Genomic DNA, 25,444 nt, shown 5'->3' with positions numbered 1-25,444 from the left:
TGGCTCCGTGTCAAGCAAGTGTCGTCAAATGGCGTCACTGGAGCGATTGGCGCCGGTTGGGGGCGGCGGCGCCGCTCGCGGGCTGCACCTGCCCCTGGAGCGCCTTGACCAGGGCCAGGGCCGCGCCCAGGGCGTACTCGGCCGACAGCACCACCATCTCGCCTTTCTCGTGATCGACGATCGCGACCTGCTGGGGAACGCCGTTGGAGTCGGGCGCGATCCAGGTGGCGACGCCGTGGCCGGCGTCCTCGTCATGGTCCGAAGAGGCGAAGATGATGTGGCGGTTGTCGGTCATGCGGTCTCCAGATTGACGTCCTAGCAGGACAGGGGAGGGTTGTCTTAGGTGCGGCGGCGCTTGGAGAGCGGCGCGCGCTTCTTGTCCTTGCCGCCGAACTTCGACAGCAGGCTCTTGGTCGCGAGCTTGGGCTTGCGAGGCTTGCGAGCCTCTTCCACCGGCTCTGGCTCGGGCGCGGCGGTAGGGGCTGGTTTAGGCTTGGGCGTGCGCTTTGTGCCGGGCTTGGGCCCGGGCTTGGCTCGCACCTTCACCGGCGCGGCCGGCGGCTGCGGCTCCTGGGCGGCGGCTGCCTCGGAGGAGGGCTCTGGCGTCTCCGGGGGAGGTTCGGACACGTCTTCGACGGGCTCGACTTCCACGTCGATCGGAGCGGGCTCCTCATCGGCGGGCGCGGCCAGAAGCGGAGCGTCCCTCACCTCGACCAGTGCGTCCGGCTCCTCGAACAGGCTGGCTTGGCCGGTCGCAAGGGTGACCAGCGCCTGCCGCATGTGCCGGGGCATCTTCAAGTACGCCAGCGCCAGCTCTTCGGAGCCGACGGTGAGGAAGAACGCTCGGGTCGACTGGCGCTTCTCAGTAGGCATGGCGGCGGCCTGCTCCAGCCCCTCGAAGAAATACTGGACCGGCACCTCTAGCTTGCGGGCGGTTTCGTAGAGCTTCGAGGCGGAAAGCCGGTTGGCTCCGCGCTCGTACTTTTGAACCTGCTGAAACGTGAGGCCGAGAGCCTCCGCGAGCTGGGTTTGAGAGATTCCCATCTCTCGACGACGGCGGCGCACAGCATTGCCGACGTGTTCGTCGACTGGATGCGGTTCGCCCGTGACTTTTTCTTCACTCATCAACTCGCCTCGGAAAATTGAGCGGCGCGCTCTATGGCTGCAAATCGAAGAAAGTGCGTCGTTTTGTAGCGGCGGTGTCGCATACCCCGTAGGGTTTCGAGAGAATGCGCGGTGCAGGTTGAATCTGCCCGAAATTCCGCGACCTTCCGCCGCAGGCTAGGCGGGCGCAGCAGTGAGCAGGCCGACGGGTCCCTCGCTCAGCAGCCGGCGCAGATTGTCCTTCATCTGAGTGATTCCCATCTGCTGGCCGCGCGCGAGCCCCTTGCGGTAGCCCTCGATCGCGGCGCGGGCGCCAGCCCACTCTAGATAGAGAGGCAGCTCCAGGATCGGGTCGCCAGAGGCGATCTCATAGATGGTGGTCCAGCCGTCGGTCGGGGCGTTGAGATCGACCCCGTAGCGCGCGCCGCCGGATGTGAACTCGAAGTGGTAGCTCATGTGGTCTCCCCCAAGGCGGGCTCTGCCGCCGGCTGCGGAAGGCCACCCCTCGCTATCGCGAGCAGGTCGCCAGGACGAAGGCTCCCCCGAACCCGGCGATCACCGCCAGGAGGGGGAGCAGGCGCCGCCATCGCCTCAAGTGACGATGCGTCCGGCGGCCCGAGCCTCTTCGGTGTAGGCCGACAGCGGCTTGGTCGGGCGGAAGTGTTCGTCGCGCTCCAGCGGCAGACGCAGCGGCGGGGTGCGGATCGACTTCAGCTCGGCGAGGCTTGCGTAGCCCAGCTCCGGCTCGCCCATGCCCAGATCGCACAGGCCGAAGAGGCGGTCGCCGTCTTCGTCGATCTCGGTGAACAGCCACGTCGCCGCGCCGCTCGGATTGAAGATTTTGAGAACCGGCACGGGGTCGTGCTCGTAGTTCGGGTTGGCAGCCAAGCCCTCGGCCTGGGCAGCGCCGTTGGCCTTCAGCTTGGCCATGATGTCGACGGGGATCAGCACTTGAGCCATGTAACCTCCTAGATCAGCGCCTTGGCTGCCCGCTCCAGGGTCTCGAACTCGAAGTCGAGTGCTCCCTCTGGGGTGCGTGCGAGCCAGACTGGGTCGCCGCAAACGCCAAGGCCCCGCTCGACCCAGCCGACAAGCAAGGGAGTGTTCGTCGCATAGTTGCTGCGAACAGCAAAGCTACGCGCGCCGATCTCCTCAAGCTCGATCAACAGCTGCGTCAGAACGGGGCCTCCTTCGTTGCGTTGGAGGTCTCTTAGACCAGCGAGTGCCGGCTGTCAACACCTAGAGTCAGGCTGCGTTCGCCACCGGTGTGATGCGCTCCACCTTGAAGCCCAGCTGCGCCAGGGCGCTGATCACGTCGCGGGCCGGGAGCCGCAGCTGACCGCAGATCAGCTCCTCCTTGGCCTTGTCCACGCGGATGTCGGTCGGGTTGGTCGAGCGGTGCGCGCGCTTGACGTCGCCGCGATCCAGCAGGATGCGCTTCTGGGCCTCGAAGCTGCGGATGGCGCCGTTGTCGATCACGCGATTGAAGGTCCCGCGATCCATCATCGGGACAGATTGGCTATCGGCCACGACCCGGCCGTCGGTGCGCATCACCGCCACGGTGACCTCCTCGCCCTCGGCGAGGCGCTTTTGCACATCCAGCGGCAGGCCCATGACGTTGCGGACCATGATCTCGCTTTCCGAGAAAGCCAGGGCGGCGACCGGATGCAGCTTCTCGGCGGCGATCTCGGCGTAGTAGCGGAACACGCCGCCGCGCCATTCCTGCGGCAGCTGGCCACGGGTGCGAAGCTCCACCAGGATGTTGCATGCGTCCTTAAGGTCGGCTTCGAGGTCTTGGCGCAGTTCAAGGAATTCAGCGCGCAGCTCGGCGACGGTGCAGCGGGAGAAATCAAGCGGCATTGGAGAGGGTCCGAATTTCGGTGAGGGTTTTGAGGGTGGAAGCGCGCCGCTGGGCGAGCTTGAATTTGTGGACGTTGGCGCGGCGCTGGGCGCGCGCCTTGGGGTACTTCTTCAGCGCGACGCAGACCGTGGACGTATCCACATCCATGCGCTTGGCGATCTCGGCCAGGGTCAGCAGCTGGTTGACGTAGAGGCGTCGGGCCAGGGCATGGGAGAACTTCTCTCCGCCTCCAACACACCGCCCGTCGGTCCGCTGGCCCGAAGGCATTCGCCCGATAAGGTGAGGGGCGTTGCGGCGGACCAGCGTCGAGATGGTCGCGGCCTTGGTCGAGAACATCTCGGCGAGCTGGGCGTAGGTATACGAGCCCGTCTCGGCGTACTTGAGAATGAGGCTGTAGTTCAGGGACCTCGGACGGCCCTTCGACAGCATCAGCTCAGGCGCCTGACGATGCACCAGATTGATGATCGCCTGCTTCTTCACGCCGAAGCGCCGTGCGACCTCGGCGTAATCGGAGACGGTGGCGAAGAGCGCCAGCGCCGCCTCGGCCTCACCTGTGAGTAGGGACGGCGCCTTGCTGTTGCCGGCGGGCTCAGGACCCGGATCGAGGTCGGGAGCATTCCGGCGGATAGCCCTCCAGATAAGCCCGTAGCTGAACCCCAGGTCCTCAGAAATCTGCCGGGTCGAAATGCCTTGGCGGGCCATCGCCAGGGCGGCGTCGACGTCGAGGGGCTGGCGCTGCTTCAAGATTCAATCCTTCCTGAGGGAGACGCCGCCCTCGGCGGCCGGGTGGGTGTTGCGTGCGACGAAGGTCTGCTGGTTGGGCGTCAGAGCCTCGAAGGATTGCGGGCTCAGGCGCTTGGGCTTGCCGCCGTTGCCCCAGCCGAACCACGTCTGGAACGGCGCGCGCGGCAGGCTGCCCATCAGCCCGTCACGCCAGCGCGCGATGACATCGCAGGCGCCCTGGTCGTGGCCGTAGGTGGCGGAGTCGATGACGCCGTCCTTTCGGACCAGCAGGATCACGACGGCCTGGGCGCCGTGGCGGTCCAAGAGCGCCTTGGCGTCGGCGGCCTTGATCACCGACTTCGGATCGTCCTTCACACCCATCCGCCATCCTCCTGCGGCGTATGGGCCGGCGGCGCGTGCGCGGCGATCGAGCGCGTGGCCATCGTCAGGAAGAGCGAGGCCATGTTCAGTCCCATGAGGCCCAGGACCTGCTCGCCTTTCCTGATCTGGATGTTCAGGTAGCCGGTGTTGTCGGGATAGACGTGGGCGTCGTGCTCGCCCAGGACGATCGAGCTGGTCATGCCGCCGCCGCTGTCACGGTTCCATTCGGCAGACTGCACGGCCGAGCGCAGGATCGGCAGGGCGTCTTCGTCGAGCATGGCGCAGATCACGACCTCGCCGGTGCTCGCCATCGAATGACCTCCCGCCTCACTGGTGGGGATGTAGGTCATGTGGAACTGGCGAGTGCTCCAGGACGCGGGATCATCCGCGTCCTTGCCAGGGGTCCGCACGCGGTAGGTGGCGAACTTGATGCCGGCGGCGAGCATGACGCTTTCGCGGCGGACCATGTCGGCCTCGCAGTAGGGCTTCCCAGCCATCAGGCGCCGTCCCCGCCGCCGCCGCCGCCGCCCGCATCACCGCCACCGCCAGTGTCGCCGCCGCCGAACGAGCCGCTGTCGGCGCTGGAGTCGACGGCGGGCGAGCTGTCGGACGGGCCGGCGAAGGAGGCGCTGTCGCCGCCGCCAATCTCGGCCGAGGCTTCGGCCGGCGACATGGTGTCGCCTGAGGGGACGCCAGTCTCGGACTGGGCGACGACGGCGTCTTCCACCTGGGCCGCCTGAACGTCGGCTTCGGACGGCTGGTCGCCTCGGGCCCAGCCGCTGCTCGTCTGCCACCACCAGAGGCCGGTGTTGTCGACGTAGCCCACGCGGCCATCGTGGAAGTGGCGCAGCTGCACCTCTTGGCGGTGCTGTCGGTGCTGGTTGACGTCCGAGCAGGCCGAAACGGCAGCCAGCGTCAGGCCATAGGTCATCGCCAGGGCGCAAGCGCCCAGCAGCTTCTTCTTCATGGTCATGGGATCAGTGTTCCGAGGGAGTGTGGTCGTGGGGCGTCACCATGTTGATCAGCCCGAAGCTGAGCGAGGCGACGATGAAACCCGCGATGATGGCGAGGTGCTTGCAGATCGAGGACCAGTCGGCGTCCTCGAAGTAGTCCTTCAGCAGGTAGATGATGGCGATCGAGATCAGGCTCTGGCCGAGCTTGCTCTTCTGGCTGGTCGTCGTCAGGCCGTTGAGGCTGCGCGGCCGGACCGGGTCATGGGAGATGTCGCGCACGAAGATCGAGTAGCCGCCGGCCATCTGGCTGAAGATCAGCTGGCCGATCATGACGACGTCGATCAGGCCCAGGACCGCCAGGACGATGTCCACGCTGGTCATCTCGGTGGCGTGGCTCGCGAGGTGCCACAGCTCCTCGGCGAACTTGTAGGCGTAGATCAGCATCGCGACGTAGAGGCCCACGTACATCGGGTACAGGGTCCAGCGCGTCCAGAGCAGGAAGCGGCCCGGCAGGTCGGCCAGGATCGAACGCAGGGTGGTGGCGTGGGTCACAGGACGAACACCGCCTTCCCTGACTTGCGGTCGTAGGGATGGAGGTAGACCTCCTGCCCCTGCTTTTGGAAAATCCAGGCACCGGTGAGCCAGCCGTCCGGTTCGAGCGTCAGGTCGCCACGCTCCAGGCCCTTGAAGATGCCCAGGACGGCCTTGCCGCCAGTCTGGAAGTCCTGCCCGCCCTGGCGGTTCTCCAGGGTGTAGGTCACGGCGCTTCGGCCGCGCCCATAGGTCTTGAACCGCAGCGAGGCCTCGAAGGCGAAGTTCTCGACTTCAACGGCGTCGCGATGACGCCAGCTGTCTTGGTAGCCGACGATGATTTCGCGTTGGCCGGCGTCGTTCGTGAAGGTCCGGAGCTTCCAGGTCTTCGCGGGGTGCTCTTTGAGCACGGTGATGGTCATGGGGATTTCGGGGTTAGAGGATGTTGGCCGTCAGATTGACGAGGGCGACAAGTTCGTCGCGGACATGGGCCTCGACGTTGGCCGAGCCGCGCGTGGAGTAGGTGTGGAAGATCGGGGCGCCGGTGGCGTCGACGACGTAGCCGAAGTGCTTGGCATCGCGCCCGTCGGCCCAGGGCGTCGGCGCGAAGGCCAGCATCGCCGCGAAGGCCTTCTTGTCGAGGTGGGCGCCGGCCTTGGCCTTGGAGACCGCCTCCAGCCCGGCGGAAAGCACGTCCTGGTCGTAGCGATGCGGAGGTCGGACAAAGTAGCAGACGAGATGTCCGCTGCCGTCCCGCATCGCCATGTCCAGGTCGTCGTAGGTGAAGGGGTAGATCACGAGGCCGGGGCCTTGCGCAGCGTCTCGTCGAGAAGCCCCGCAAGGACGGCGAGGGAGAGGCTCCAGCCCGCGAGCGGGCCGCCCGGGTCGCCCAGAGGGCCGATGCCGGCGGCGATCGCCTGGACATCGTCACGAAGGGCCTGGAGACGCTCGCGAGGGAGGCCTGCGCCGAGCGGCAGCACCTGCGCGACCACGGCGCGCAGCTCAGGCAGCAGGGCCGCCAACTGGTCGCGCTCGGCGTTGAGGTCCGGCGAGCGGTTCACCGCTTCCTCGGCGCGCTTTAGCCGGCCGTAGAGCGTCGGGGCGACCGTCGCGCGCGGCGTGACAGGGCGGGCCAGAGCCTTGACGGTGCTGCTGCACAGCTGGCTCTCCGCATAGGCGTCGGCCAGGACGATGCCGTGGTCGGCCGGCTGCGTCTGCCCCAGGTGCCAGTCATGATGCCGGCGCAGCGCAGCGCGCAGGTCAGCCTCGGTGACGGGGCCGGCATAGAGCCCGGGGCCGTCGTCCTCGTGGCGATCGACCGGCGTTTGCTTGAAGCCGTCCATCAGAGAGGCGCGGGTTCGAAGGCCGTCGACCTCGTAAACGACGATGGCGTCGACGCCCAGGGCGTGAGCGCTGCGGCGCAGCAGCTCCATGATGCCTTGCGCGCTCATCAGGCGGCCACCGCGTAGAGGTAGTCGTTCTCGCGGTAGGCGACGACTTGGTCGGCGTCGTAGCCGAAGATGCGCAGGGCGTCGTGGATGGTGGGGCCGCCCACGCGGACGACACGACCGTCCTGGAAGGTGACGGCGAAGTCGCGGTGCGCCGGCTCGGGGACGTCATAGATCGTCTCGAAGCGGCCGTCAGCGAACTCCGCAGCATCGCGGTTGAACGAGACGCCGGTCTTCAGGGAGCGGTAGGTGACCTTCGGAGCGAGGTCACGCTCCTCGACGCTGTTGGTGACGACTTCGTAGACGCGGCCGGATTTGACGTGGCGGACTAGCTTCATGCCTGGACCTCCTGTGTGTCGGAATTTCCCGACATTGAGCATGGTCCAGTGCCGACGTCAACGGCGTATGTCAGAAAATGACGTCACTCAGCGTTAGATTTTTCCGACAGACGTTTCAGCCGGCGGCTCAGCGTCGCCGGTGTGATGCCCAGGCGGGCTGCCGCTTGGGCCTTGGAGGCGCACTCGGCCACGGCGGCGAGGGTCTCGGCGTCGTGCGACACGGCGGACTTGAGCAAGTCCGGCGCATGCTCTGCGAGAATTTGCGAGATGCGGCCTTGGGTGACGCCGAGGGCCGCAGCGGCGGCCTTCTGCGTCGAGCCGCTGCGGATCGCCGCGACAACGGCCTCGGGGGTGACGGTAGCCGGTCGGCCGCCGGGCGTGTTCCGGTGCCTGGAGTCGCGCAGCTGGTAGACCCGCGAGAGGTGCAGCCCATGTTCGCGGGCGATCGACGCCATGGTGTCGCCACGGTCCATCGCCGCGTAGATCGCGTCCTTGTCGGCCATCAGGGCTCCATCAGGGTGTAAATCGCCCGGCTCACATGGGTGACCGGATCACCCGACCTCTTATCGTGCTCGTGACGCTTCACGGTAGCCCGCACAGCATAACGCTTGCCGGCGTCGGGGACCACTCGGGCGGAGCTGAAGTGCAGCAGGTTCTCGCCGCCCTCACACCGGGTGACGATGATGACGCCGCCACCGTACTCCGACGAGTAGGGGGTGGTGCGCAGGACGGTGCCGACGAGGTCGATCCGCGTCTTAGGTTCGGCCTCGACCCATTTGGCCGGCGGGAGGGATTTGGCCAGCTCAGCGTCCCTGGCGCGCTTCATCGACCGGCCGACGAACAGCCCGACACCGGCGAGGATCAGACCCAGGCGCGTTTCGGCCACCAGGGTCTGGCTGAACGCCACGCGCAGGTTCGAGCCGAAGTCGCCTTCGGCATCGTCCACGTAGTCGGCCAGGGCCTGGACATCGAGTTCGGGATGATAGTCGGCATAGGCCCGCCGGATTTCCTGCGTCTCCTTGTCGATGCCTCCCAGAAGCAGCGCACGCAGCTCGGTGCGCATGCGCGGGCCCTCGTCCTTGTTGTAGCCGCCGTTCTTCTTGGCCACCCGATAGGCGGCGCGGACGGCCTCCTCCAGGTCGACCAGGGGGACGCCACGTGCGCAGCGCTCCCATTCTTCGGCCTCAGCCTTCAGCTCCCTGAGCATGCCGGCGCTGGCCAGCGCGAAAGCCGGGTCGATCCCAAGGTAGTCCTTCAAGCAGTCGCTCCCGACAAGGCGCACGACGCCTGCCGGATCGACGCAGACAAAGGTGTTGTTGCGCCGGCGCCTGTGGCCGCAGTGGTCGCAATCGCCCATTCGAGTTTGCAGCGTTTCGACCTGGGCCCGGTACGCCTCGTCGAACACGTGAATGTAGCAGCTGTCGCCGGTCTCGGTCCGCTCGAAGTGGCCGGCGATGCGGCCGTTGACGCCGACATAGGGCGGGATCGAGACGTCGAAGAAGATGACCGCGACCTTGCGCGGACGGCCGTTCCATTGGGGCTTGGAGACTAGAGCGTCGCGCCGGCCGACGATAGCGACCTCCTGCCCGTGCCGGTTGGCCATGGCGGTGAACGCAGCGACGCGCTTGAGGAAGTGGGCCTGCGACGTCGGGTAGACCTCGCAGGTGATCGTGGTCTGGGACGTGCGCGGCTCTGGCCGCGACAGCTCTTCCCACGCGGCGTCCTCATCGAAGGACGCATCCTCGGCGGCGGCCAAGGGCGAGCAGCCGGGCAGGGGGCGCTCAAGCAGTTCCTGGTAGGCGTCTTCGTCGAACATGGGACCTCCTCGTCGCGGACGAAAAGGACCTACGCGATCAAGTGACGGTGGTCAACACATAGTGTCAGGAATGATGGGCGAGGAACTGCTCGGGCCGGCTGAACACCGCAGCATGATCAGCCGCCACCTGGGCCCTGGCCTCACTCAGGTACGGGTCTCGCGGCAGCTTGCAGAGGTTCTTCATGAAGGTGAGGGAGCCGGCGCAGAACGGCGCGTTCTCGATCTGGTCGCGCCAGTCAGGGCGCTCATAGTCCACGGTCAGGTGGCAGGGCATATGGACTTCCGCTAGGGTCGTCGCGAGGAACTCCTCGGGCGAGGAAGCCCCGAGGTAGCCGGGGGCGGCGCCACGCCGCCAGGGGCACTTGGGGCAAGGCTCCTTGTGGGCCAGGACGGGCATCAGGCGACAAGGCCTCGGTAGGTGAGGGAGATGCGCGGCCCGATATCCCGGTCCTTCACGGCCGGGATGTCGTGGAAGTGCGTCTGCTGCATGCCCGGGTTCATCAGCAGCAGGCTGCCCGGCTCCAAGAACTGCACCACGGGGTGGGAGCCCTTCTCCTGGGCCTTGATGCGGATATCGCGGCCGGCGCCGATGGTGATCACGGCGATCGGGCGGGTGTGGTCGATCGCCGGATCGTCATCGGCGTGCCAGCCCAGGGCGTCGGAGCCATCCTTGTAGCGGTTGAGGAAGCAGCCCTCCAGGAAGACGCCGTGGGCGTCGGCGAGCCGCTCGCGGATCACGTCTACGACGCCATGCGCCTTTTGGGCCTCATAGGTGCGCAGGCCCGCGCCCGAGCCGTAGGTGTACGGACGGTCGAAGGTGTTGGTCCAATACTCGAACCGACGGGTGACCCTCAGCCAGTCCAGCTCCAGGGTCAGCCGCTGATGGGCGATCGCCCCTTCGGCTTCGCTGAGGAAGCCGGGGATGTAGGCGAAGGGCGCGCTCAAGCCTCTTCCTCCGGCATGGCCGCGCCCATCAGGCTCGATCCCAGGAGCTTGATATCGACGCCCGACTCCAGAGCAGCGTTCAGCCGCTCGCCCAGGGCGCGCTCACCCAGGCGCTGCATGGCGAAATCGACGTGGGCGTCGAACTCGGCGCGCGCCTTGCCGGACGCTGCTTCGATCGCCTCCTCGGCCTGCTCGACCACGAAGCCCATGCTGGACGTCATGGACGACTGGGCGCTGTTCAGCGCAGCGATCAGGCGGCCCAGGTCGCCTTTCTTGAGAGGCCCCTCGGACATGGCCTTGGCGATAAGCATGGCCTCGTCGAGCATGCTTGCGGCTTTCTCAGCAGTGTTGCGGACCTCCTTTGCGAAGGTCGCGGTGGTGCCGACATGCTCGTCGGGCAGGCGCGGGGTCCGCATCTCGCCGGTCTTGGGATCGACGTAGTGGGCCAGGGTGCAGGGCGTGGCCGTCGAGTTGGGCGAGGAGATGAACTCGGCCCACTGCACCGCGCTCATGCGAACCTCGATCAGGTCCTTGTCAGCGTGCGGCCAGTCGTTGGAGAGGTTGCGCCGCAGGGTAGCGGTGGAGATCGTCACCGTGATGTAGTGGTCCTGCGGATAGTCGACCATGAAGAGGTTCTCGCGACCCGAGACGCGCGAGAACTGGATGGCGCCGAAGGCCGGGCTTGTGATCGTCTTGCCGTGGAGGTCGTCGTAGTCCTCGGTGCAGTCGATGAAGAGCGCGCTGTCGTCCACCGACGGATCGGTGCGCTTATCCAGGTCGGCCATGCGGATGAACTCCGACGACACGATCGACTTGGCCACGAACACCGTGCCCGGCTCCGACATCGCCAGATCGTAGGCTTTGCCCTTGTAGAGGTTGCTGCCATAGGTGGCGATGTGGCGCGCGGTGCAGCCCAGCAGCTCGCCGGCCTTCGCCTGGGACGTCGCAGCGACCATCGCATCGGCCTGCCGTTGAGGCGTGCGGATGTTCGGGTGCGTGATCGCGACGGTGTAGACCTTCAGGTCGCTCATCGGGCTTTCTCCTTCTCGACGGTGCGGCGCAGATCGCGCACGACGTCTTCATCGGTCTTGCCGAACAGGTCGGCGACGAGGGCGGTGGTGACGCTGATGATCGGACGCGCGTCGTCCAGCCAGCAGGTGTCGTCGTTCCGGGCGATCCATAGGAGAGCCCGGCGGTAGCTGGGGCGGCTCAGAGAGCCACCCATTCCTTGTTGACCCGCTTGTGGGTCGGGCCCTTCCAGGCGTCGAAGCGGCCCTGCTGGATGTCGATGTAGGCCGTCAGGTTGCGGATTTCGGCTTCGATGTCGCCGATACGCTTCTCCTTCAGGACGTCGTAGGTCGTCGCGTCGCCCTTGTATCGGATCGCGGCCGTGGCGGCCGCGACGGCGTCGAAGGTATCGCGCGTCACCGGGTGGAAGACCGTCTCGCCCTTGTCCCAGGAGCGCTTGCGGGTGCTCTGGTCGACGAAGGCCCAGATCAGCGACCCCTCTTCAGCGATGACCTGCTTCAGGCTCGCCTTCTCGTGAAGGCGCTGCTCGCGCAGGGTGTCGATGTGTTCGCCCAGGCGATCGCGCGACACCTCGAACGGGAGGGCCAGGGCGCCAAAGCACGACTTCGTCTGCCAGCCAAGGCCGGGGCGCTCGTAGCCGTGGTGGGCGATCTCGCCGGTCTCGGCCAGGATGCCTCGGCCGCAGCATTGGCAGGTCATGGCCTTGGCCTCGCGCTCTTCCCGGGCGATCGACGTCTTGGTCGGCTTGGGTGCGCGCTTGCCGACCTTTGCCTTCAAGGCGTTGACGCGCTCGACGAGCGGCTCGGCGTCGCGCAGGAGCTTCAGCATCGTGTCGCGCATGACGCCCTGGGCCTTCGTGGCCTTCTCGACCTTCTTCAGTTTGCCGGCCAGCGTGTGGCACTCGGGGTGCGCGGTGTCCCAGGCGAGGTTCTTCTCCTCCTCGGACAGGGAAGCGCTGCGGCCATTATAGGTGAAGGGCTCGCTGATCAGGTTCTTCCAGGCCGCGTCGAGGGCGCGGTTGAAGTCGCTGCGCAGCTCCTTGAACTCGGTCTGGGTGATGACCGGATCGGCCTCGTAGGCCTCCAGGTTCCGCATGCCGTCGTGGAAGTAGCGCAGACCGCCGTGCGGCTTTTCGCTCAGACCCGAGCGAAGAAAGGCGAACTGTTCAGCGGCGGCGTCGGTCATGTCGAGGTCTCCCTGCGGCGTTGACGGAGGTGTAGGGTTGTCTGCGCCGGCTGTCAACACCTGATGTCAGGCATTCGGTCGAAATTTACACGTCCGGACTATCGGAACGAAATGAGAACATTTATGGAAGGGCTCATGGGAAAGAACCCCGCCTACCTGCCGCGCTACGCCGAAACCGTGGGCAACCTGAAGGCTGCGACGGCGGTCTGCAACGCGCTGTGCGCGACGTGCGGGTTTTTCAAGCCCGTCGACCTGGACGCCATCATCAAGAAGTTCGGCGCCGACTTCAGCCTTGCTGATCGAGCCCCGCGATGCCCTGCCAAAGGCTGCGCGGGGCGGATCGTGTTCCATTACGGCCCTAGCCCAGGCACGCCGACGCGGCCGTTGCGCACACGGCGCTAGATGGCGGCGGCGACCGGCAGGCGAGCAACCTCGGAATCGATGGCCAGGATGTTCGGGTACTGCGACCACATGGTGTTGCGCTTGCCGATCACCTCGACCTTGTAGCTGTGGCCCGGGATCAGGTGACCATGCAGGTCGGAGCTGTCCGTCTTGCCGTACCAGCTGTTGTCGGTGTTCTCGTAGGTCGTGCCGGTGGTGAACACCAGATACTTGCAGTCGCCCTTTTCGCCGCCGCTGCAAACCCTTTCGGCCTTGGTCACGGTGATGGTCTCGGTGCGGCGGTGGTCGGTGCAGCCGGCGAGAGCAAGCGCCGAGAGCAGGCTGACCGCGATCCAGGTGTTCTTCATTGGAGGTTCCTTGTGTGTCGCGAAATTACGACACTTGCGCCATAGCGCCATGAGTGCTGGCTGTCAACGCGTTGGATCGGATTGCGTTTCGGCGAACTCGGCTAACGCTGCTTTAAGTGTGTAAAAATGCACGGACACCGGTTGCTCACGGATTGGTGCAGCTGCGCTGTGGATAAGCGTGCGGTAGCGCGCATCTACATATAGCGGTGTTCACGTATAGGCATCCACATCATGTTGCGTTTGTATCGACCTAAACTGCGGTTCATGTCAGGCGAACGAAGCAATGTGTCCTTCGCGAAATTCATAAACGGTTCAACCTTGAGCATCATTGGTGCATGTGAAATGGCAGAGCTTGGCGGCGCGACATTGGGCCGCATTCGAGGAGTACGAGTGCCGGCGGTCTACGACCGTTTTTGGCGCGGTCATGGGGCACTTCTTCCGCACGGGCGTCAGTAGGACGCCGTCGGAGGGAGCAGTGACCAAGCCGAACAGTAAACAACAGTCCGCCTTGTGGCGGCGTTTAGTGAGTGTGGGGATGTGCGACACAGATGACGGGCTAGAACTGGCCCGCGATCCGCAGCCGGCGCAGGGCCATAGGGTCGAAGCGGCCCAAGGCGTGTGTCCGACGATAAGCGGGCGCATCAGGTTTCTGGCCCACGCCCGAGTGTCGATTGCGCTCGACACCGGGGGGAACAAGTCGATCTGCATCCACCGGCTGACCTATTGCAGGACACGGGGATCGTGGCTGTGCTGGTCGAAGGAGATGGTCGAGGAAATGCGCCGCCACGAAGAGGTCGAGGACGCGTTGCGCAAGAGCGTCTGCTGGGACCAGGAAGAGGTCGCCTTCCTGGCGCGTGAAGCCTTGATGGCTGCGCAGGTCATGGCGGCAAGGCCCCGTGTGTCGTGAAATGACGACATAGACTTGACGTCTCTTAGCGAGTGCCGTAGTTAGCCGGCATTCGTTTAGGAGACACCCATGGCCGCCACGGCCTACGCACCGCATCTAGGCCTTGTGCCCACCGCCGAAGCCTCCCCGAAGCTCAGCCTCTATGCGAGCGCCGAGGAGGCCCAGCGCGCAGCCCTCGCGGCCGGTGACGCCGCAACTTCTCATTTCCTCGAAGCCGTGCAGGGCTGGGCCGATGAATGCGCCCAGGTCGCAGGGCTCGGCGGGGGCGTCTCGGTTTCCGTGCGCGAGATCGCCCGGCGCCTCTCCGATCAGCTGCGCGCCGAGGTGCAAGGCCTGCAACGCGTCCAGAACGCCTCGCGTAAGGGCGCGGCCTGATGGGCGCGATCGAGTTCACGCACAAGCCCTCGCTGCCGGTCGCTGACATCGTCCGCGTCAACGAGCTGGTGCTCAGCGGGTCGGCCTCGGCTCCCCGGGCGCTCACCCTCGCATCGGTCACCGCCCTGTCGTCGTCGCACGTCAAGGGCGCCACCGAGATCACCTCCAAGATCGCCGGCGCCGTGCGCGGCGCCGACATGGACGAGCTGGGCTCTGACCTAGGCAAGCTGCTGGTTCTGGCCCGCGAGCTGGACCCGACGACCTTCGCCAAGGGCGGTATCTTCGGCCTCTTCCGCCGCAAGACCCAGGAGGTGAAGAACCACTTCACCTCGGTCGAGTCCCAGGTCGAGCAACTCGTCCGCGAGATCGACCTGCGCATCGCCAAGCTGCATCAGCGGCTCCCGCAGCTGGAGCAGCTGGCCAAGGCGAATGCCGAGCGTTACGTGCGCATCGGCGGCGAGGCCGATGAACTGGAGCGCCAGATCGCGGCGGAGGAAGCCAGCATGGCGCCGTCGGACGCATCCGCCGACCCGATGGCCGTGATGTCCTACCGCGAGCGCCTGTCGGTGCTCGACGCGGCCAAGGTCGAAGTCTCCAACATGCGCAACACCCGCGTGCTGGTGGCCAACCAGTCGGCTCAAATCCAGATGCTGACGGAGGCGACGACCTCGCTGATCCGGCAGTTCAACGGGATCAAGGGCGAGACCATCCCGAACCTGATCGGGACGTTCAACCTCTACATCCTGGCGCTGGAGACGAAGAAGAACAACGACTTCGGCGAGTCCATCCGCGATCTGAACGAGAAGGCGGCGCTGCGAAACGCCGAGCTGCTGGGCACCACGGCCGTGGCCGTCGCCGCCAGCGCCGGGCGGGCCAACTACTCGCTCGACACCCTCAAGACCATCCAGGCCTCGACCATCAAGGCCCTCGACGACATCGACGGCGTCCGCAAGGCCACCCAGGCCCGGATCGCCGCCGACCAACCGCAACTCGAAGCGCTGACCCAGCAACTGGCCGCGCGTCTCCAGCAGTAAGGAACGACCATGGGGCTCAGCCTCGTAAAGGAAAAGGCCGAGAAGGTCGGCCTGTCGCTCAAGAAGAAGGGCGTCGTGAGCGTCCCGCCGTCCCGCGTCGTGGCCGTCTATGACGTCTCCGGCTCGATGGCGCGGATCATCAGCGGCGGCGATCTCCAGAAGGCCGCCGACCAAGTGCTCGGCGTGGCGCTCAAGTTCGACGACGACGGCAATGTCGACGCCTTCACCTTCGACGACAACGTCCAGCAGGCGCCGACCCAGACGGTCGAGGACTACGGCTCGTATGTCGCCAGGAAGCTGGTGGCCGGCGGCTACAACACCCAGGGCTCGACCCGCTACGATCGCGCCCTGAAGGCCGTGATCGACTTCCTCTTCGCTGAGAAGGGCGGCTCCAAGGGCATGTTCGGCTTCGGGGGCAAGAAGGGCGTCATCGACAACACCCTGTCGATCGTCCTGTTCTTCACCGACGGCACGCCTGATTTCGGAGACCGGGCGTCGGAGGTCCTGCGGGCCGCGCGCGGCAAGCCGGTCTACTTCCAGCTCATCGGCGTCGGCGGGGCTGACTTCTCCAGGCTGGAGGCCCTGGCCAAGGAATTCGACAACTGCGGCCACATCGCGCTCAGCAGCTTCAACCTGCCCGACGAGGTCATGTACGAAGAGCTGGTCTCGGACGAATTCGTCGACTTCCTGAAGGCGCACGGCGCGGCCTGATCGGCCAGCGCGCAGCCTTTCCCACCCACAATTCAGACTGAAAGGAGGGCCCCATGGGCGCTCAACGATCCCTCATGTCCTACTTCACCCCCCCGCTGATCGCCCTGGCGGCCGGCGTGGGCGCGGCCGGCTACTTCGCCGGCGCCTACATGGCGTTCAACGTCTTCGTCCTGGCGGCGCTGGAGATCAGCCTGTCGTTCGACAACGCCGTCGTGAACGCCAAGATTCTCAAGGGCTGGGACGAGAAGTGGCGCAAGCGCTTCATGGTCTGGGGCATGCTGATCGCCGTCGGCCTGATGCGTCTGGCCTTCCCGGTGCTGATCGTCGCCATCTTCGGACGCATGTGGCCGCAGGACGCGCTCGCGCTGGCCTTCAACGATGAGCACGCCTACGCCCATCACCTGGAGAGCGTCCACTACATGATCGCGGCGTTCGGCGGCGTCTTCCTGGCCAAGGTCGGCCTGGAGCACTTCATCAACGCCGAGAAGGAAGAGCACTGGATCGCGCCGATCGAGAAGGTCCTGGCCAAGCTGGGCCTGGGCACGTCGGTCGAAGTCCTGATCACCCTGACGACCCTGGTGGGCATCGCCGTGGCTCTGCCGGCCGCCCAGCAGCTGGGCTTCGTGCTCTCGGGCATCGCCGGTCTGATCACCTTCCTGCTGGTCAAGAACTTCGCCACCGTGGTCGGCGGCGGCGGCAGCGCGGCGGGCAAGATCATCAAGGCCTCGATCGGCGGCTTCATCTATCTGGAAGTCCTGGACGCCAGCTTCTCGTTCGACGGCGTCATCGGCGCCTTCGCGATCACCACGAACCTGATCTGGGTGACCGTGGGCCTTGGCATCGGCGCCCTGGCGGTCCGTGAGCTGACCCAGCTGGCCGTCGACCGCGACACCCTGGCCGAGTTCCCTCACCTCGAACACGGCGCCTTCTGGGCCATCATCGCCCTGGCTGCGCTGATGCTGATCTCGCCGATCGTCGAGGTGCCCGAGGTCGTCACCGGCCTGATCGGCGCCGGCCTCCTGGTGGCCGCCCTGATCACCTCGATCCTCGAAAAGCGGGCTGAAGCCAAGGCCTCCGCCCAAGCCTCCGGCATCGCCGCCTCCATCTGATCCCGCCGACCGGGGAGGGGACTTCCCGGCCGCCAATTCCCAAGGACATCCAATGAGCGTTTCGCTGAAGAAGGGTCAGAAGCTGACCCTCAAGAAGGAAGCCGGTGAGTGCGACCTGTACGTCATCGGCCTGGGCTGGGAGCCGCCGGGCAACCAGAAGTTCGACCTCGACGGCTCGGCCTTCATCTGCAAGCCCGACCCGACCACCGGCAAGGCCGTCCTGCTCGACGACCCCACGCCCGACGCGGCCTACTTCGTCTTCTACAATCAGACCCGCAGCCCGTGCGGCGGGGTCTGGCACGCCGGCGACGCCCAGGTCGGCAACACCAAGGGGGATGACGAGCGCCTCGCCGTCGATCTGCTGAAGATCAACCCCGACGCCACCGAGATCGCCTTCATCGTGACGATCGATGAGTTCGTCGCGCGCAAGCAGAACTTCGGGCAGGTCAACGACGCCTACATCCGCATCTGCAAGGGCGTGCGCAACGCCGACGGCACGATCCTGACCGAGACCATCACCGACGAGAACGGCAAGCCGCAGGTCCGCCCGGTGGCCGGCGATGAAGTCGCGCGCTTCGACCTGACCAACGACGACGACCTGTCGATCGCCACGGCGATGCAGCTGGGCTCGCTGATCCTGGTGGGCGGCGAGTGGAAGTTCAACGCCGTCGGCAAGGGCTTCGAGGGCTACGGCCTGGAGGACTTCGTCCACTACTACGGCCCGAACGTGGTCATCGATTGATGGCCGGGGCCGCCCGCGCCGCTCCCCAGGTGTTGGCGGCCACGACCGACCCGACGACCCGCGATGTCACTGTCCAGCTGACCGACGGGCGGGTCGTCACCTTCACCCATTGGCAGCTCTGCCAAAACCCCGTCCACGTGCTGTTGGAGGCGACCCTGAGCGAGATCGACTTGCCCAAGAAGAAGCCAGCAGCCGGCGGCGTGGTTTTCGACGCCCCGCCGCGCAGCAAGCCGGCGACCATCGACCACTACCAGCTGGGCGTGGGCAAGGTCGCCGAGATCGAGCTGAGCCCCAGGCAGCGCGCCGTTCAAAAGCTTGTGGCGACCTCGCCGATCGTGGACCAGGACCCTCGGGTCGAAGCCATGGCGGCGTGGGCCTCCCAGCTAGACCCCGCGACGGGCGCCGATCAGCGCTTGCGCAATCGCATCGACCGCTTCCTGAAGGCTGACACGGCCGCCCGGATGAGCTTCGGTGAGAAGTCCCTGGAGGCGCTGGCCGAGGTTGCCGGCAAGCAGACCAAGATCAACACCCTGATGAGCACGGCCAACGCCACCCATTGGGGTTCGGAAACACGGGAGGCCTACTCCAACCCCCGCAAAGGCCTCTTCGGCCTGGGGCGCGCCCCCAAGCCGGACTACTACAAGCAGATGCTGGAGAACGCCCGGGACCTCCTCGTCCAGGCGATCACCCTGGCGCAGGAAGCCGAGAAGCAGATCGACACCGCGCTCCGGGAGCTGCGGCTCAACCAGCTGGTGCTCCACGCCGTCAGCGAAAGCATCACCGACACGATCGAAGCCAGCGTCGTCCAGGGGCGTCTACGGACCCTGATCGGCGCCACGAACACCGCCGCGACCATCAAGGCCACGCTCCAGATGAGCGGCGACTCCCTCACCAAGCTCGTCCCCGACGTGGACGATCTCCTTAACAACATCATCCCGCGCTGGATGATCGCCCAAGGAAAGGCCTGATCTCATGACCATCGCCACGACCACCGAAGCCGCCGTCGCCACCACCCCCGCGACCCTGCGCGCCATCCTGGCCGACACCGCCGAGTTCCTCGACGGCCTGACCGGGCGCGACGCGGTGGAAAAGCTGGGCGCCATGGCCCAGGCCGACGCCATCCGCGAAATCCTGGCCTGACCATGGAGGAGATCACCGGCTGGTACGGCGGACGCATCCGCGCCTGGACTCAAGGCGTGGAGTTCGAGCACGCCGCCCAGCAGCAAACCCACGAAGCGGCTGGCCTGCCCTTCATCCATAGCCACATCGCCGTGATGCCGGATGTCCACATGGGCGCTGGCGCGACGGTGGGGTCGGTCATCCCGACGCGGGGCGCTATCATCCCCGCCGCCGTGGGCGTCGACATCGGCTGCGGCATGGTCGCGGTGCGCACGAGCCTCACCGCCTCCGATCTGCCCGACAGCCTGGAGGACCTGCGCTCCAGGATCGAGCATGCGGTTCCGCACGGCGGGCCGGGCGTCCATGGCTCCTGGCAAGAGCCGGGGCGCATGGGCATCCCCAACTCGATCGTCAACGCCTGGGTCGGCAAGGGCCTGGAGAAGCGCTTCGAGCGGCTCTGCGAGAAGTACCCCTCGCTGGCGTCGTCCAACAACGTCACGCAGCTGGGCACGCTCGGCGGCGGCAACCACTTCATCGAAGTGTGCGTCGAGCACGAGGAGTCTCCGGCCAAGGACAGCCAGCGCGTTTGGGTCATGGTCCACAGCGGCTCGCGCGGCGTCGGCAACGAGATCGGCAAGACCTTCATCAACAAGGCCAAGGAGCTGATGCTGCGCCGTGACGGCCAGAAGCCGCTCAACAAGGACCTCGCGTGGCTTGAGGAGGGCGAGCCGGAGTTCGCCGACTACGTCGAGGCCGTCGGCTGGGCCCAGGACTTCGCCAAGATCAATCGCGAGATGATGCTGATCCGGGTGCTCCAGGCCATGCGCGAGAGCGGCCTGCCGCCCTTCAAGACGGACAAGGAGGCGGTCAACTGCCACCACAACTACGTCCAGAAGGAGACCCATTTCGGCGCGGAGGTCTACGTGACCCGCAAGGGCGCGGTCTCGGCCCAGGCCGGTGAGCTGGGCATCATTCCCGGCTCGATGGGCGCCAAGTCGTACATCGTGCGCGGCAAGGGCAACGCAGACAGCTTCTGCTCGTGCAGCCACGGCGCGGGCCGGCGCATGTCTCGCACTCAGGCCAAGGCGCAGTTCACGGTCGAGGACCAGATCGCCGCGACCCAGGGCGTGGCCTGCCGCAAGGACGCGGGCGTCATCGACGAAATCCCGCTGGCCTACAAGGACATCGACGCCGTCATGGCCGCCCAGGCCGACCTCGTGGACGTCGTCCACATCATCAAGCAAGTGGTCTGTGTGAAGGGTTGAGCTACATCCAAATCGTCCACGAACGCCGCGACGAGCGGCAAGCCAAGGTCCTGGGCTGGGCTGCCGATACGTTCGGCGACCCGGCGCTGGTCCGGCGCACCAGGGCGCTGCGCTTTGGTGAAGAGGCCCTGGAGTTGCTCCAGACCCAAGGGCTGACGCTAGAGGACGTCACCCATCTGGCCCAGTACGTCTTCGGCCGCCCTGTCGGCGAGACGCCGCAGGAGATCGGCGGGGTTTCGATCGCCCTGATGGGGCTGGCCGAGAACCTGGGCATCTCGGTCGACCACTGCGAGACCAGTGAGCTGAATCGCATCCTGACGTGCGGCCCCGAAGCGGTCGCCAAGATGAAGGCCAAAGAGGCCTTCAAGATCGGCCAAGGGCTGATCTGATGGCTGATCCGGTACGTTTCGTCGGGTTCAACGCCACGCACGTCGGCGGACCCGATCGGCCTGACATCCGCCCTCTCTGGACACATTCGGCCAACGGCGAGCACATCTTCTGCTGGAAGCTGAGGCCCGAGGAACGCGAGCATGTTGCGCGCACCGGCGAGGTCTGGGGTTCCATCCAGTCGGGCGAGCACCTGCCGCCCTCCTACATCACTGGCATCCCGTTGATGGAGGCCTTCGATCCGGACACGGGTGAGCAACGGGTCTACTACAGCGACGGCCGCCATCTCGTGGAGGATGCCAGGACCTTCGCGATCCTGCACCACGGCGCCCAACTCTACGGCGACAGCGAGGAGCCCTATCAGGTTCACCTCGCCGAGGCCGTCGAGTACGCCCGCGAACTCGCAAAGATCGCGCCCGAGATCATCGACTGGGTGGTTCTGTCCGTCCTCTGGCTGCATGACACGCTGGAGGACTGCTGGCCCGATTTGCCGATCGAGGATCGCTTTGCCCTGGTGCGCGGCCGGTTCGGCGAAAGGATCGCCTACCTCGTCTGGTGCGTCACGGGCCTGAAGGAGATCGAAGGCATCGCCCAGAACCGGGCGGCACGCTTCGAGCAGCAAGCCGCCAAGATCGAGAAGACCCCCGAAGCGGCGCTGCCGAAGTTCTGCGACCGCATCGTCAACATGCGCGCCTGCGCGCGCACCAAGTCGCCCTTGGGCGGCATGTACGTGAAGGACGGCCCCGAATTCCGGGCCCGCCTTTCTCCCTATCTGCCGGCCGCCCTGCGCGACCGCGTCCTCGCTGACTTCGACGCGGCGCTGGCCGGCATCATGACCTATCAGACCAGGACCAAGACATCCGTATGAGCCTCTATACCCGCAAGCCCACCAACGCCCTGGCGTTTCGCTATGACAACCAGCCGGAGGCCCAGTGGCCCGAATGGCTGAAGAGCTACCGCCTGCCGACCCTGGGCGGCGGCAAGGGCGCCACCCTGACCCTGGTCAAGACGGTTTCGGTTCCGTCCAAGTCCGGCCCCGACAGCTTCGCAGTGCGCGGCGATTGGCTGGTCCTGGAGGACGGCATCCTGAAGATCGTCAAGGACGCCGACTTCGGAAACCTCTACCAGCCGGCCGAGGGCGATGTCGAAGCCGCCTAAGCTCGGCCTCCTCACACGCTTCGATCACGGGCTGCGCCGGCTGGCGTGGCCCGTTTTCGACTGCATGGACTGCATCGGCCTCCAGAGCCATGGCTGCTACTGCGCAGCCATGGGCGGCAGCGCGCCGGGCTACGGGCCCACCCGCCGTCACTTCTTCTGGTGCCGTCTCCACGCCTTCCTATTCCCCTCGACGACCCCAAAGGAGCTGTAATGGCTACCGAAGAGCTGCCCACGCAGCCTGAAGACATCTGCGCCGACCACGAACTGTCCCTGGAAAGCCTGACACCCAATCAGACCCTGGCGCTCTCGCGGGAGATGCTCGCCTACATCATCCGCCAGAAGGCCCGGGCGGCGGGGCTGAAGATCACCCGCAAGGAGAGCCTTGGCGCGGTTTTCGACGCCGAGGTAAAGGCCCTGGCGGCCGGCGCGTTGCCGCGCTTCGACGTGTTCCTCCCGATCGACAGCGAGCTGCCGATCGAAATGAACGAGTGACGTAAAAAGACGTCATTGAAGCTTGACGACTTCGTGAGTGCCGGTATATCCGTCTCTCATGACTTCAACGTTCCACCTCGACATCGAAACGGAAGGCGGGCCCACGGTGTTGGAGACCCGCAGGGTCCCGACGGTCCGGGCGCGTTGGACGCCTGTCGCCGACCTGGATAAGGCCGGCGGCCTCCAAGAGCGCGAGCGCGACTTCATCAGCTGGGGCGCCGCAATCGCCTGGGGCCGCCGGCAGATCGCCAAAGGCCTCGTGGCCTTCGACGTCATCGAGCTGACCCTCACCGAGATCGGCCGCAAATACGCCCTCGGCGCCGCGACCAAGCCGGGCTGGGTCGAGCGCCCGGGCGCGACTTACGAGCTGAGCCTCGCGGGGCTCGCCAAATGGACCATCCGCAGCGACCGGCGCGAAGCCTCGCTGGACAAGCCCAACAGGAAACTCAAGCTTTGAGCACGGTTCTCGCCCGCTCGACCAACAAGCGCTACGACGTCGCCGGCTTCATCGGCCGTCTGCAAGGCGCTCAGGCCGGGCACCTGGAAAATGTCGAAGCCGCCCTGAGCGTCGCCGAGCGCGTCGCCATCGGCATCGGCTCGGCCAATGTGGCCCGCGACACTCGCAACCCCTTCACCTACGAGGAGCGTCGCGAGGTCTTCGAGCAGTGCGTGAAGGAGCGGTTCGGCGCCGACGCCGCCCGCGTCACCTACACGCCTCTCGACGACAACCCCATCGACGACGAGGCCTGGGCCCTGTCGGTCCGCGACATGGTGCGCCGCTCGACGACCGCGATGTACCCGCGCGTGGCTCTTGTCGGGAACATCCGCGACGCCACGAGCGACTATCTGCGCTGGTTCCCCGAGTGGGACTATGTGCCGGTTCGCGACAGCGGGTCGAACGCCTCGGCTATCCGCCGCGCCTACTTCAATGGCAGCGTCAATTTCGACGGCTGGAACGAGGCCTTCGACTGGGCTTTCGTCCCCGGCCCGACGATCGCGTTCCTCAAGCACTTCCGAGGCAAGCCCGAGTACCAGCGCCTGATGGCCGAGGCCGCCGTCGAGGCCAGCTGCCTGAAGAAGTACGGCCCGGGGCCCTTCCAGGCCGTCGACTGCGTCATCACCGACGGTGAGTACGTCGCCGTCATCCGTCGCGGCGGCGACCACGGCAAGGGGCTGCTCGCCCTGCCGGGCGGCTTCGTCGATGCCGGCGAGCGCACGCGCCACGCCGCCCCGCGAGAGGCGGTCGAGGAGCTGATGATCTTCATCGGCCGCAGCGACCGCCCCGCCTACGCCGCGTGGTTCGAGGCCTGCAAGGACGCTCTGCGCCAGGGGCGTCCGGCGCCGCCCACTCCGGACTTCGTGATCGCCGCCCGCAATCGGCTGGCGGCGCTCCAGGTCGGCGGCGGCGTGCGCTTCGATGATCCCAACCGCTCGCGGCGGGGGCACATCATCACCGAGGGCTACCTCTACGTCCTGCCCCAGGGCTACGAGCTGCCCGAGATCACCGGCGCCGACGATGCCGCCGAGGCCTTCTACATGCCACTCAGCGAGATCAGGCCGCACCTCTTCTACGAGGGGCATGCCTGGATCATCCACCAACTTCTCAAGCAATTCGGGACCAAGTAATGCCCATCGACCTGGGGCTTGCGCCCCTGCCCACGCACCTGCCGGTGCTGCCCTACAACCTGCTGGCCGACACCGACAGCTACAAGTTCGGCCACTTCCTGGTCCAGCGCTTCGGCACGACCTTCGTCTACAGCTACATCGAGAGCCGTGGCGGCCACTACCCCGAGGTGATGTTCGCCGGCCTCCAGCCGCTGCTCTACGCCAAGCTGGGCCAGCGGGTGACCGACGAGATGCTCGACGAGCTGCGCCGCGACCTGCCCAAGCACGGCGTGCCGTTCAACGAAGCCGGCTGGCGCAAGATCATGGACGTCCATGGCGGCTACCTGCCGCTGCTGATCCGCGCCGTCGACGAAGGCCTCGTCGTGCCGGTCAAGAACGCGCTCTTCAGCGTCGAGAATCTGGACCCGGAGCTGTACTGGCTGACCAGCTACTTCGAGACCATGATCCTGCGCGACCTGTGGACGGCGTGCAGCATCGCCACGCGCAACTTCTTCATCGTCGAGCGCATCAACGCCCACTGGACCAAGTACAGCGACAACCCGCTGTCGGACTTCGCCTTCCTGGACTTCAGCTCGCGCGGCGTGATGGGCTATGACCACTCGTGCCTCGCCGGCATTGGTCACCTCTTCCATCAGAAGGGCAGCGACAACTACCCGGCCGTCCGGCACGTCAACCACTACTACTTCGACGAGATGAGCGGCTTCTCGGTCCTGGCGACCGAGCACTCGATCTCGTGCGGGTTCGGCCGCGACAACGACGACGACTACATCGACCACGTCCTGGCCCAGGCGCCGGCGGGATCGGTGATCTCCATCGTCGGCGACACCTGGGACATCTTCCGCTTCAGCCGCAAGCTGGTGCAGCGCAAGGAACTGATCGCCAACAAGGGCCTGATCCCGGTCAACCGCCCCGACAGCGGCGAGATCGAGGACGTCAACCCGCAGGTCCTGAAGATCATGGCCGACGGCTTTGGCACCTATCGCAACAGCAAGGGCCGCGAGGTCCTGAACCTGGGCGCCAAGGTCCTGACCGGCGACGGCATGAACGAGCGCACCCACATGAAGCCGTTCGAGGTCGCCGAGGCCCTGGGCATCGCCCCCGACAGCGTCACCACTGCGGCCGGCGGCGGCATGGCCACGGCCGACCTCGACCGCGACAAGAACCGCTGGGCGATGAAGTCGTCCGAGCAGGTCATCAACGGCGAGCGCGTGGCGATCCAGAAGGACCCGATCACCGACCCGGGCAAGGTCTCCAAGGCCGGCCGCTTCGCCCTGATCGCCTCCAACCCCGACGGCGCCGCGCGCCCGACCTACCAGACCATCAACCGCGTCAACGACGCGGAGGACCATCGCGACCTTCTGCTGCCGCGCTTCATCAGCGGCGAGGTCGTCAACGCCCATCGCCTCGCGACCATCCGCGAACGCGTCGCCCACCAATACCAAGCCTGAAAGACCCC

39 protein-coding genes and 1 pseudogene are annotated in these 25,444 nt (G+C 66.3%); 17 read left to right on the top strand and 23 right to left on the bottom strand.

Features of this window, described 5'->3' with window-relative positions; genetic code table 11:
* Positions 1-34: 34 nt before the first annotated feature.
* The 22 genes and pseudogenes from AC07NS_RS18670 to AC07NS_RS18565 all read right to left on the bottom strand — a co-directional run bounded on the left by AC07NS_RS18670 (position 35) and on the right by AC07NS_RS18565 (position 12,314).
* Complete coding sequence (locus AC07NS_RS18670; protein WP_494605628.1) at positions 35-295, bottom strand: hypothetical protein; 261 nt, start codon at positions 293-295, stop codon at positions 35-37.
* Positions 296-888: 593 nt separating this feature from the next.
* Positions 889-1,125, bottom strand: a pseudogene (locus AC07NS_RS18665) (helix-turn-helix domain-containing protein); the annotation flags it as partial.
* Between the two features lie 156 nt (positions 1,126-1,281).
* Complete coding sequence (locus tag AC07NS_RS18660; protein WP_494605626.1) at positions 1,282-1,560, bottom strand: hypothetical protein; 279 nt, start codon at positions 1,558-1,560, stop codon at positions 1,282-1,284.
* Positions 1,561-1,695: 135 nt separating this feature from the next.
* Positions 1,696-2,064 carry a DUF2958 domain-containing protein gene (locus AC07NS_RS18655; RefSeq protein WP_494605625.1) on the bottom strand — a complete coding sequence of 123 codons (369 nt, stop codon included), beginning with the start codon at positions 2,062-2,064 and terminating at the stop codon, positions 1,696-1,698.
* 8 nt (positions 2,065-2,072) lie between these two features.
* Positions 2,073-2,270 (bottom strand): hypothetical protein, encoded by a 198-nt coding sequence (locus tag AC07NS_RS18650; RefSeq protein ID WP_494605623.1) that lies wholly within the window; start codon positions 2,268-2,270, stop codon positions 2,073-2,075.
* 79 nt (positions 2,271-2,349) lie between these two features.
* On the bottom strand, positions 2,350-2,964 hold the full coding sequence (locus AC07NS_RS18645) for a hypothetical protein (protein WP_494605621.1): 615 nt from the start codon (positions 2,962-2,964) through the stop codon (positions 2,350-2,352).
* Complete coding sequence (locus AC07NS_RS18640; protein ID WP_494605619.1) at positions 2,954-3,709, bottom strand: hypothetical protein; 756 nt, start codon at positions 3,707-3,709, stop codon at positions 2,954-2,956. Before AC07NS_RS18640 ends, AC07NS_RS18645 begins: the two co-directional genes overlap by 11 nt.
* A 3-nt stretch (positions 3,710-3,712) precedes the next feature.
* Positions 3,713-4,069 carry a hypothetical protein gene (locus AC07NS_RS18635; RefSeq protein ID WP_494605618.1) on the bottom strand — a complete coding sequence of 119 codons (357 nt, stop codon included), beginning with the start codon at positions 4,067-4,069 and terminating at the stop codon, positions 3,713-3,715.
* The gene (locus AC07NS_RS18630) at positions 4,060-4,566 is read right to left on the bottom strand and encodes a hypothetical protein (protein ID WP_494605616.1); all 507 of its coding nucleotides are present in this window, start codon (positions 4,564-4,566) and stop codon (positions 4,060-4,062) included. The genes AC07NS_RS18635 and AC07NS_RS18630 overlap by 10 nt, the downstream gene beginning before the upstream one ends.
* Positions 4,566-5,042, bottom strand: a complete 477-nt coding sequence (locus AC07NS_RS18625) for a hypothetical protein (protein ID WP_494605614.1) — start codon at positions 5,040-5,042, stop codon at positions 4,566-4,568. The genes AC07NS_RS18630 and AC07NS_RS18625 overlap by 1 nt, the downstream gene beginning before the upstream one ends.
* A 4-nt stretch (positions 5,043-5,046) precedes the next feature.
* A complete protein-coding gene (locus AC07NS_RS18620) occupies positions 5,047-5,574 on the bottom strand; it encodes a YqhA family protein (RefSeq protein WP_494605612.1) in 528 nt (175 codons plus the stop codon).
* Positions 5,571-5,975, bottom strand: coding sequence for a hypothetical protein (locus AC07NS_RS18615; RefSeq protein ID WP_494605610.1), 405 nt, complete (start codon positions 5,973-5,975; stop codon positions 5,571-5,573). Before AC07NS_RS18615 ends, AC07NS_RS18620 begins: the two co-directional genes overlap by 4 nt.
* Before the next feature lie 13 nt (positions 5,976-5,988).
* Complete coding sequence (locus AC07NS_RS18610) at positions 5,989-6,351, bottom strand: hypothetical protein (protein ID WP_494605608.1); 363 nt, start codon at positions 6,349-6,351, stop codon at positions 5,989-5,991.
* Complete coding sequence (locus AC07NS_RS18605) at positions 6,348-7,004, bottom strand: hypothetical protein (protein ID WP_494605606.1); 657 nt, start codon at positions 7,002-7,004, stop codon at positions 6,348-6,350. The genes AC07NS_RS18610 and AC07NS_RS18605 overlap by 4 nt, the downstream gene beginning before the upstream one ends.
* Positions 7,004-7,339: a hypothetical protein gene (locus tag AC07NS_RS18600; RefSeq protein WP_494605605.1), complete on the bottom strand. Its 336-nt coding sequence runs from the start codon at positions 7,337-7,339 to the stop codon at positions 7,004-7,006. The genes AC07NS_RS18605 and AC07NS_RS18600 overlap by 1 nt, the downstream gene beginning before the upstream one ends.
* A gap of 83 nt (positions 7,340-7,422) precedes the next feature.
* Positions 7,423-7,842: a helix-turn-helix domain-containing protein gene (locus AC07NS_RS18595; protein WP_494605603.1), complete on the bottom strand. Its 420-nt coding sequence runs from the start codon at positions 7,840-7,842 to the stop codon at positions 7,423-7,425.
* Complete coding sequence (locus AC07NS_RS18590; protein ID WP_494605602.1) at positions 7,842-9,155, bottom strand: hypothetical protein; 1,314 nt, start codon at positions 9,153-9,155, stop codon at positions 7,842-7,844. The genes AC07NS_RS18595 and AC07NS_RS18590 overlap by 1 nt, the downstream gene beginning before the upstream one ends.
* Before the next feature lie 64 nt (positions 9,156-9,219).
* Positions 9,220-9,429 carry a hypothetical protein gene (locus AC07NS_RS18585; protein WP_494605600.1) on the bottom strand — a complete coding sequence of 70 codons (210 nt, stop codon included), beginning with the start codon at positions 9,427-9,429 and terminating at the stop codon, positions 9,220-9,222.
* 122 nt (positions 9,430-9,551) lie between these two features.
* A complete protein-coding gene (locus tag AC07NS_RS18580) occupies positions 9,552-10,100 on the bottom strand; it encodes an alpha-ketoglutarate-dependent dioxygenase AlkB (RefSeq protein ID WP_494605598.1) in 549 nt (182 codons plus the stop codon).
* A complete protein-coding gene (locus AC07NS_RS18575) occupies positions 10,097-11,131 on the bottom strand; it encodes a hypothetical protein (protein ID WP_494605597.1) in 1,035 nt (344 codons plus the stop codon). The genes AC07NS_RS18580 and AC07NS_RS18575 overlap by 4 nt, the downstream gene beginning before the upstream one ends.
* Positions 11,128-11,325, bottom strand: coding sequence for a hypothetical protein (locus AC07NS_RS18570; protein ID WP_494605595.1), 198 nt, complete (start codon positions 11,323-11,325; stop codon positions 11,128-11,130). The genes AC07NS_RS18575 and AC07NS_RS18570 overlap by 4 nt, the downstream gene beginning before the upstream one ends.
* Positions 11,310-12,314, bottom strand: a complete 1,005-nt coding sequence (locus AC07NS_RS18565) for a hypothetical protein (protein WP_494605594.1) — start codon at positions 12,312-12,314, stop codon at positions 11,310-11,312. Before AC07NS_RS18565 ends, AC07NS_RS18570 begins: the two co-directional genes overlap by 16 nt.
* A gap of 135 nt (positions 12,315-12,449) precedes the next feature.
* Between AC07NS_RS18565 and AC07NS_RS18560 the strand changes: the two genes are divergently transcribed.
* On the top strand, positions 12,450-12,716 hold the full coding sequence (locus AC07NS_RS18560; protein WP_494605592.1) for a hypothetical protein: 267 nt from the start codon (positions 12,450-12,452) through the stop codon (positions 12,714-12,716).
* On the opposite strand, the gene AC07NS_RS18555 is transcribed toward AC07NS_RS18560, so the two are convergent.
* Complete coding sequence (locus AC07NS_RS18555) at positions 12,713-13,063, bottom strand: hypothetical protein (protein ID WP_494605590.1); 351 nt, start codon at positions 13,061-13,063, stop codon at positions 12,713-12,715. The two genes, AC07NS_RS18560 and AC07NS_RS18555, sit on opposite strands and share 4 nt — an antisense overlap.
* A 475-nt stretch (positions 13,064-13,538) precedes the next feature.
* Here AC07NS_RS18555 and AC07NS_RS18550 point away from each other — a divergent pair, with 475 nt between their 5' ends.
* The 16 genes from AC07NS_RS18550 to AC07NS_RS18475 all read left to right on the top strand — a co-directional run bounded on the left by AC07NS_RS18550 (position 13,539) and on the right by AC07NS_RS18475 (position 25,436).
* Positions 13,539-13,970 (top strand): hypothetical protein, encoded by a 432-nt coding sequence (locus AC07NS_RS18550; RefSeq protein WP_494605588.1) that lies wholly within the window; start codon positions 13,539-13,541, stop codon positions 13,968-13,970.
* 69 nt (positions 13,971-14,039) lie between these two features.
* A complete protein-coding gene (locus tag AC07NS_RS18545) occupies positions 14,040-14,345 on the top strand; it encodes a hypothetical protein (protein ID WP_494605586.1) in 306 nt (101 codons plus the stop codon).
* Positions 14,345-15,379: a toxic anion resistance protein gene (locus AC07NS_RS18540; protein ID WP_494605584.1), complete on the top strand. Its 1,035-nt coding sequence runs from the start codon at positions 14,345-14,347 to the stop codon at positions 15,377-15,379. Before AC07NS_RS18545 ends, AC07NS_RS18540 begins: the two co-directional genes overlap by 1 nt.
* 9 nt (positions 15,380-15,388) lie before the next feature.
* A complete protein-coding gene (locus tag AC07NS_RS18535; protein ID WP_494605582.1) occupies positions 15,389-16,090 on the top strand; it encodes a VWA domain-containing protein in 702 nt (233 codons plus the stop codon).
* A 74-nt stretch (positions 16,091-16,164) separates the two neighbouring features.
* Positions 16,165-17,199: a DUF475 domain-containing protein gene (locus tag AC07NS_RS18530; protein WP_494605580.1), complete on the top strand. Its 1,035-nt coding sequence runs from the start codon at positions 16,165-16,167 to the stop codon at positions 17,197-17,199.
* A 52-nt stretch (positions 17,200-17,251) separates the two neighbouring features.
* Positions 17,252-17,941 (top strand): TerD family protein, encoded by a 690-nt coding sequence (locus tag AC07NS_RS18525; protein ID WP_494605578.1) that lies wholly within the window; start codon positions 17,252-17,254, stop codon positions 17,939-17,941.
* On the top strand, positions 17,941-18,909 hold the full coding sequence (locus tag AC07NS_RS18520; RefSeq protein ID WP_494605576.1) for a hypothetical protein: 969 nt from the start codon (positions 17,941-17,943) through the stop codon (positions 18,907-18,909). The genes AC07NS_RS18525 and AC07NS_RS18520 overlap by 1 nt, the downstream gene beginning before the upstream one ends.
* A gap of 4 nt (positions 18,910-18,913) precedes the next feature.
* Positions 18,914-19,081, top strand: a complete 168-nt coding sequence (locus AC07NS_RS18515; protein WP_494605574.1) for a hypothetical protein — start codon at positions 18,914-18,916, stop codon at positions 19,079-19,081.
* A gap of 2 nt (positions 19,082-19,083) precedes the next feature.
* Positions 19,084-20,325 (top strand): RtcB family protein, encoded by a 1,242-nt coding sequence (locus AC07NS_RS18510; protein WP_494605572.1) that lies wholly within the window; start codon positions 19,084-19,086, stop codon positions 20,323-20,325.
* The gene (locus AC07NS_RS18505) at positions 20,322-20,714 is read left to right on the top strand and encodes a hypothetical protein (RefSeq protein WP_494605570.1); all 393 of its coding nucleotides are present in this window, start codon (positions 20,322-20,324) and stop codon (positions 20,712-20,714) included. Before AC07NS_RS18510 ends, AC07NS_RS18505 begins: the two co-directional genes overlap by 4 nt.
* Positions 20,714-21,580, top strand: coding sequence for a hypothetical protein (locus tag AC07NS_RS18500; protein WP_494605568.1), 867 nt, complete (start codon positions 20,714-20,716; stop codon positions 21,578-21,580). The genes AC07NS_RS18505 and AC07NS_RS18500 overlap by 1 nt, the downstream gene beginning before the upstream one ends.
* Positions 21,577-21,870, top strand: a complete 294-nt coding sequence (locus AC07NS_RS18495; RefSeq protein WP_494605567.1) for a hypothetical protein — start codon at positions 21,577-21,579, stop codon at positions 21,868-21,870. The genes AC07NS_RS18500 and AC07NS_RS18495 overlap by 4 nt, the downstream gene beginning before the upstream one ends.
* Positions 21,871-22,080: 210 nt before the next feature.
* Positions 22,081-22,362 carry a hypothetical protein gene (locus tag AC07NS_RS18490; RefSeq protein WP_494605565.1) on the top strand — a complete coding sequence of 94 codons (282 nt, stop codon included), beginning with the start codon at positions 22,081-22,083 and terminating at the stop codon, positions 22,360-22,362.
* A 58-nt stretch (positions 22,363-22,420) separates the two neighbouring features.
* Positions 22,421-22,819, top strand: a complete 399-nt coding sequence (locus AC07NS_RS18485; protein WP_494605563.1) for a hypothetical protein — start codon at positions 22,421-22,423, stop codon at positions 22,817-22,819.
* Positions 22,816-23,988 carry an NUDIX domain-containing protein gene (locus AC07NS_RS18480; protein WP_494605562.1) on the top strand — a complete coding sequence of 391 codons (1,173 nt, stop codon included), beginning with the start codon at positions 22,816-22,818 and terminating at the stop codon, positions 23,986-23,988. Before AC07NS_RS18485 ends, AC07NS_RS18480 begins: the two co-directional genes overlap by 4 nt.
* Complete coding sequence (locus tag AC07NS_RS18475; RefSeq protein ID WP_494605560.1) at positions 23,988-25,436, top strand: nicotinamide phosphoribosyltransferase domain-containing protein; 1,449 nt, start codon at positions 23,988-23,990, stop codon at positions 25,434-25,436. The genes AC07NS_RS18480 and AC07NS_RS18475 overlap by 1 nt, the downstream gene beginning before the upstream one ends.
* Positions 25,437-25,444 lie beyond the last annotated feature (8 nt).

It is taken from the genome of Caulobacter sp. GW821-FHT10A10, assembly GCF_059415745.1.
The sequence above is the reverse complement of the archived record's forward strand: the minus strand, read 5'-3'. Positions and strand labels throughout refer to the sequence as shown.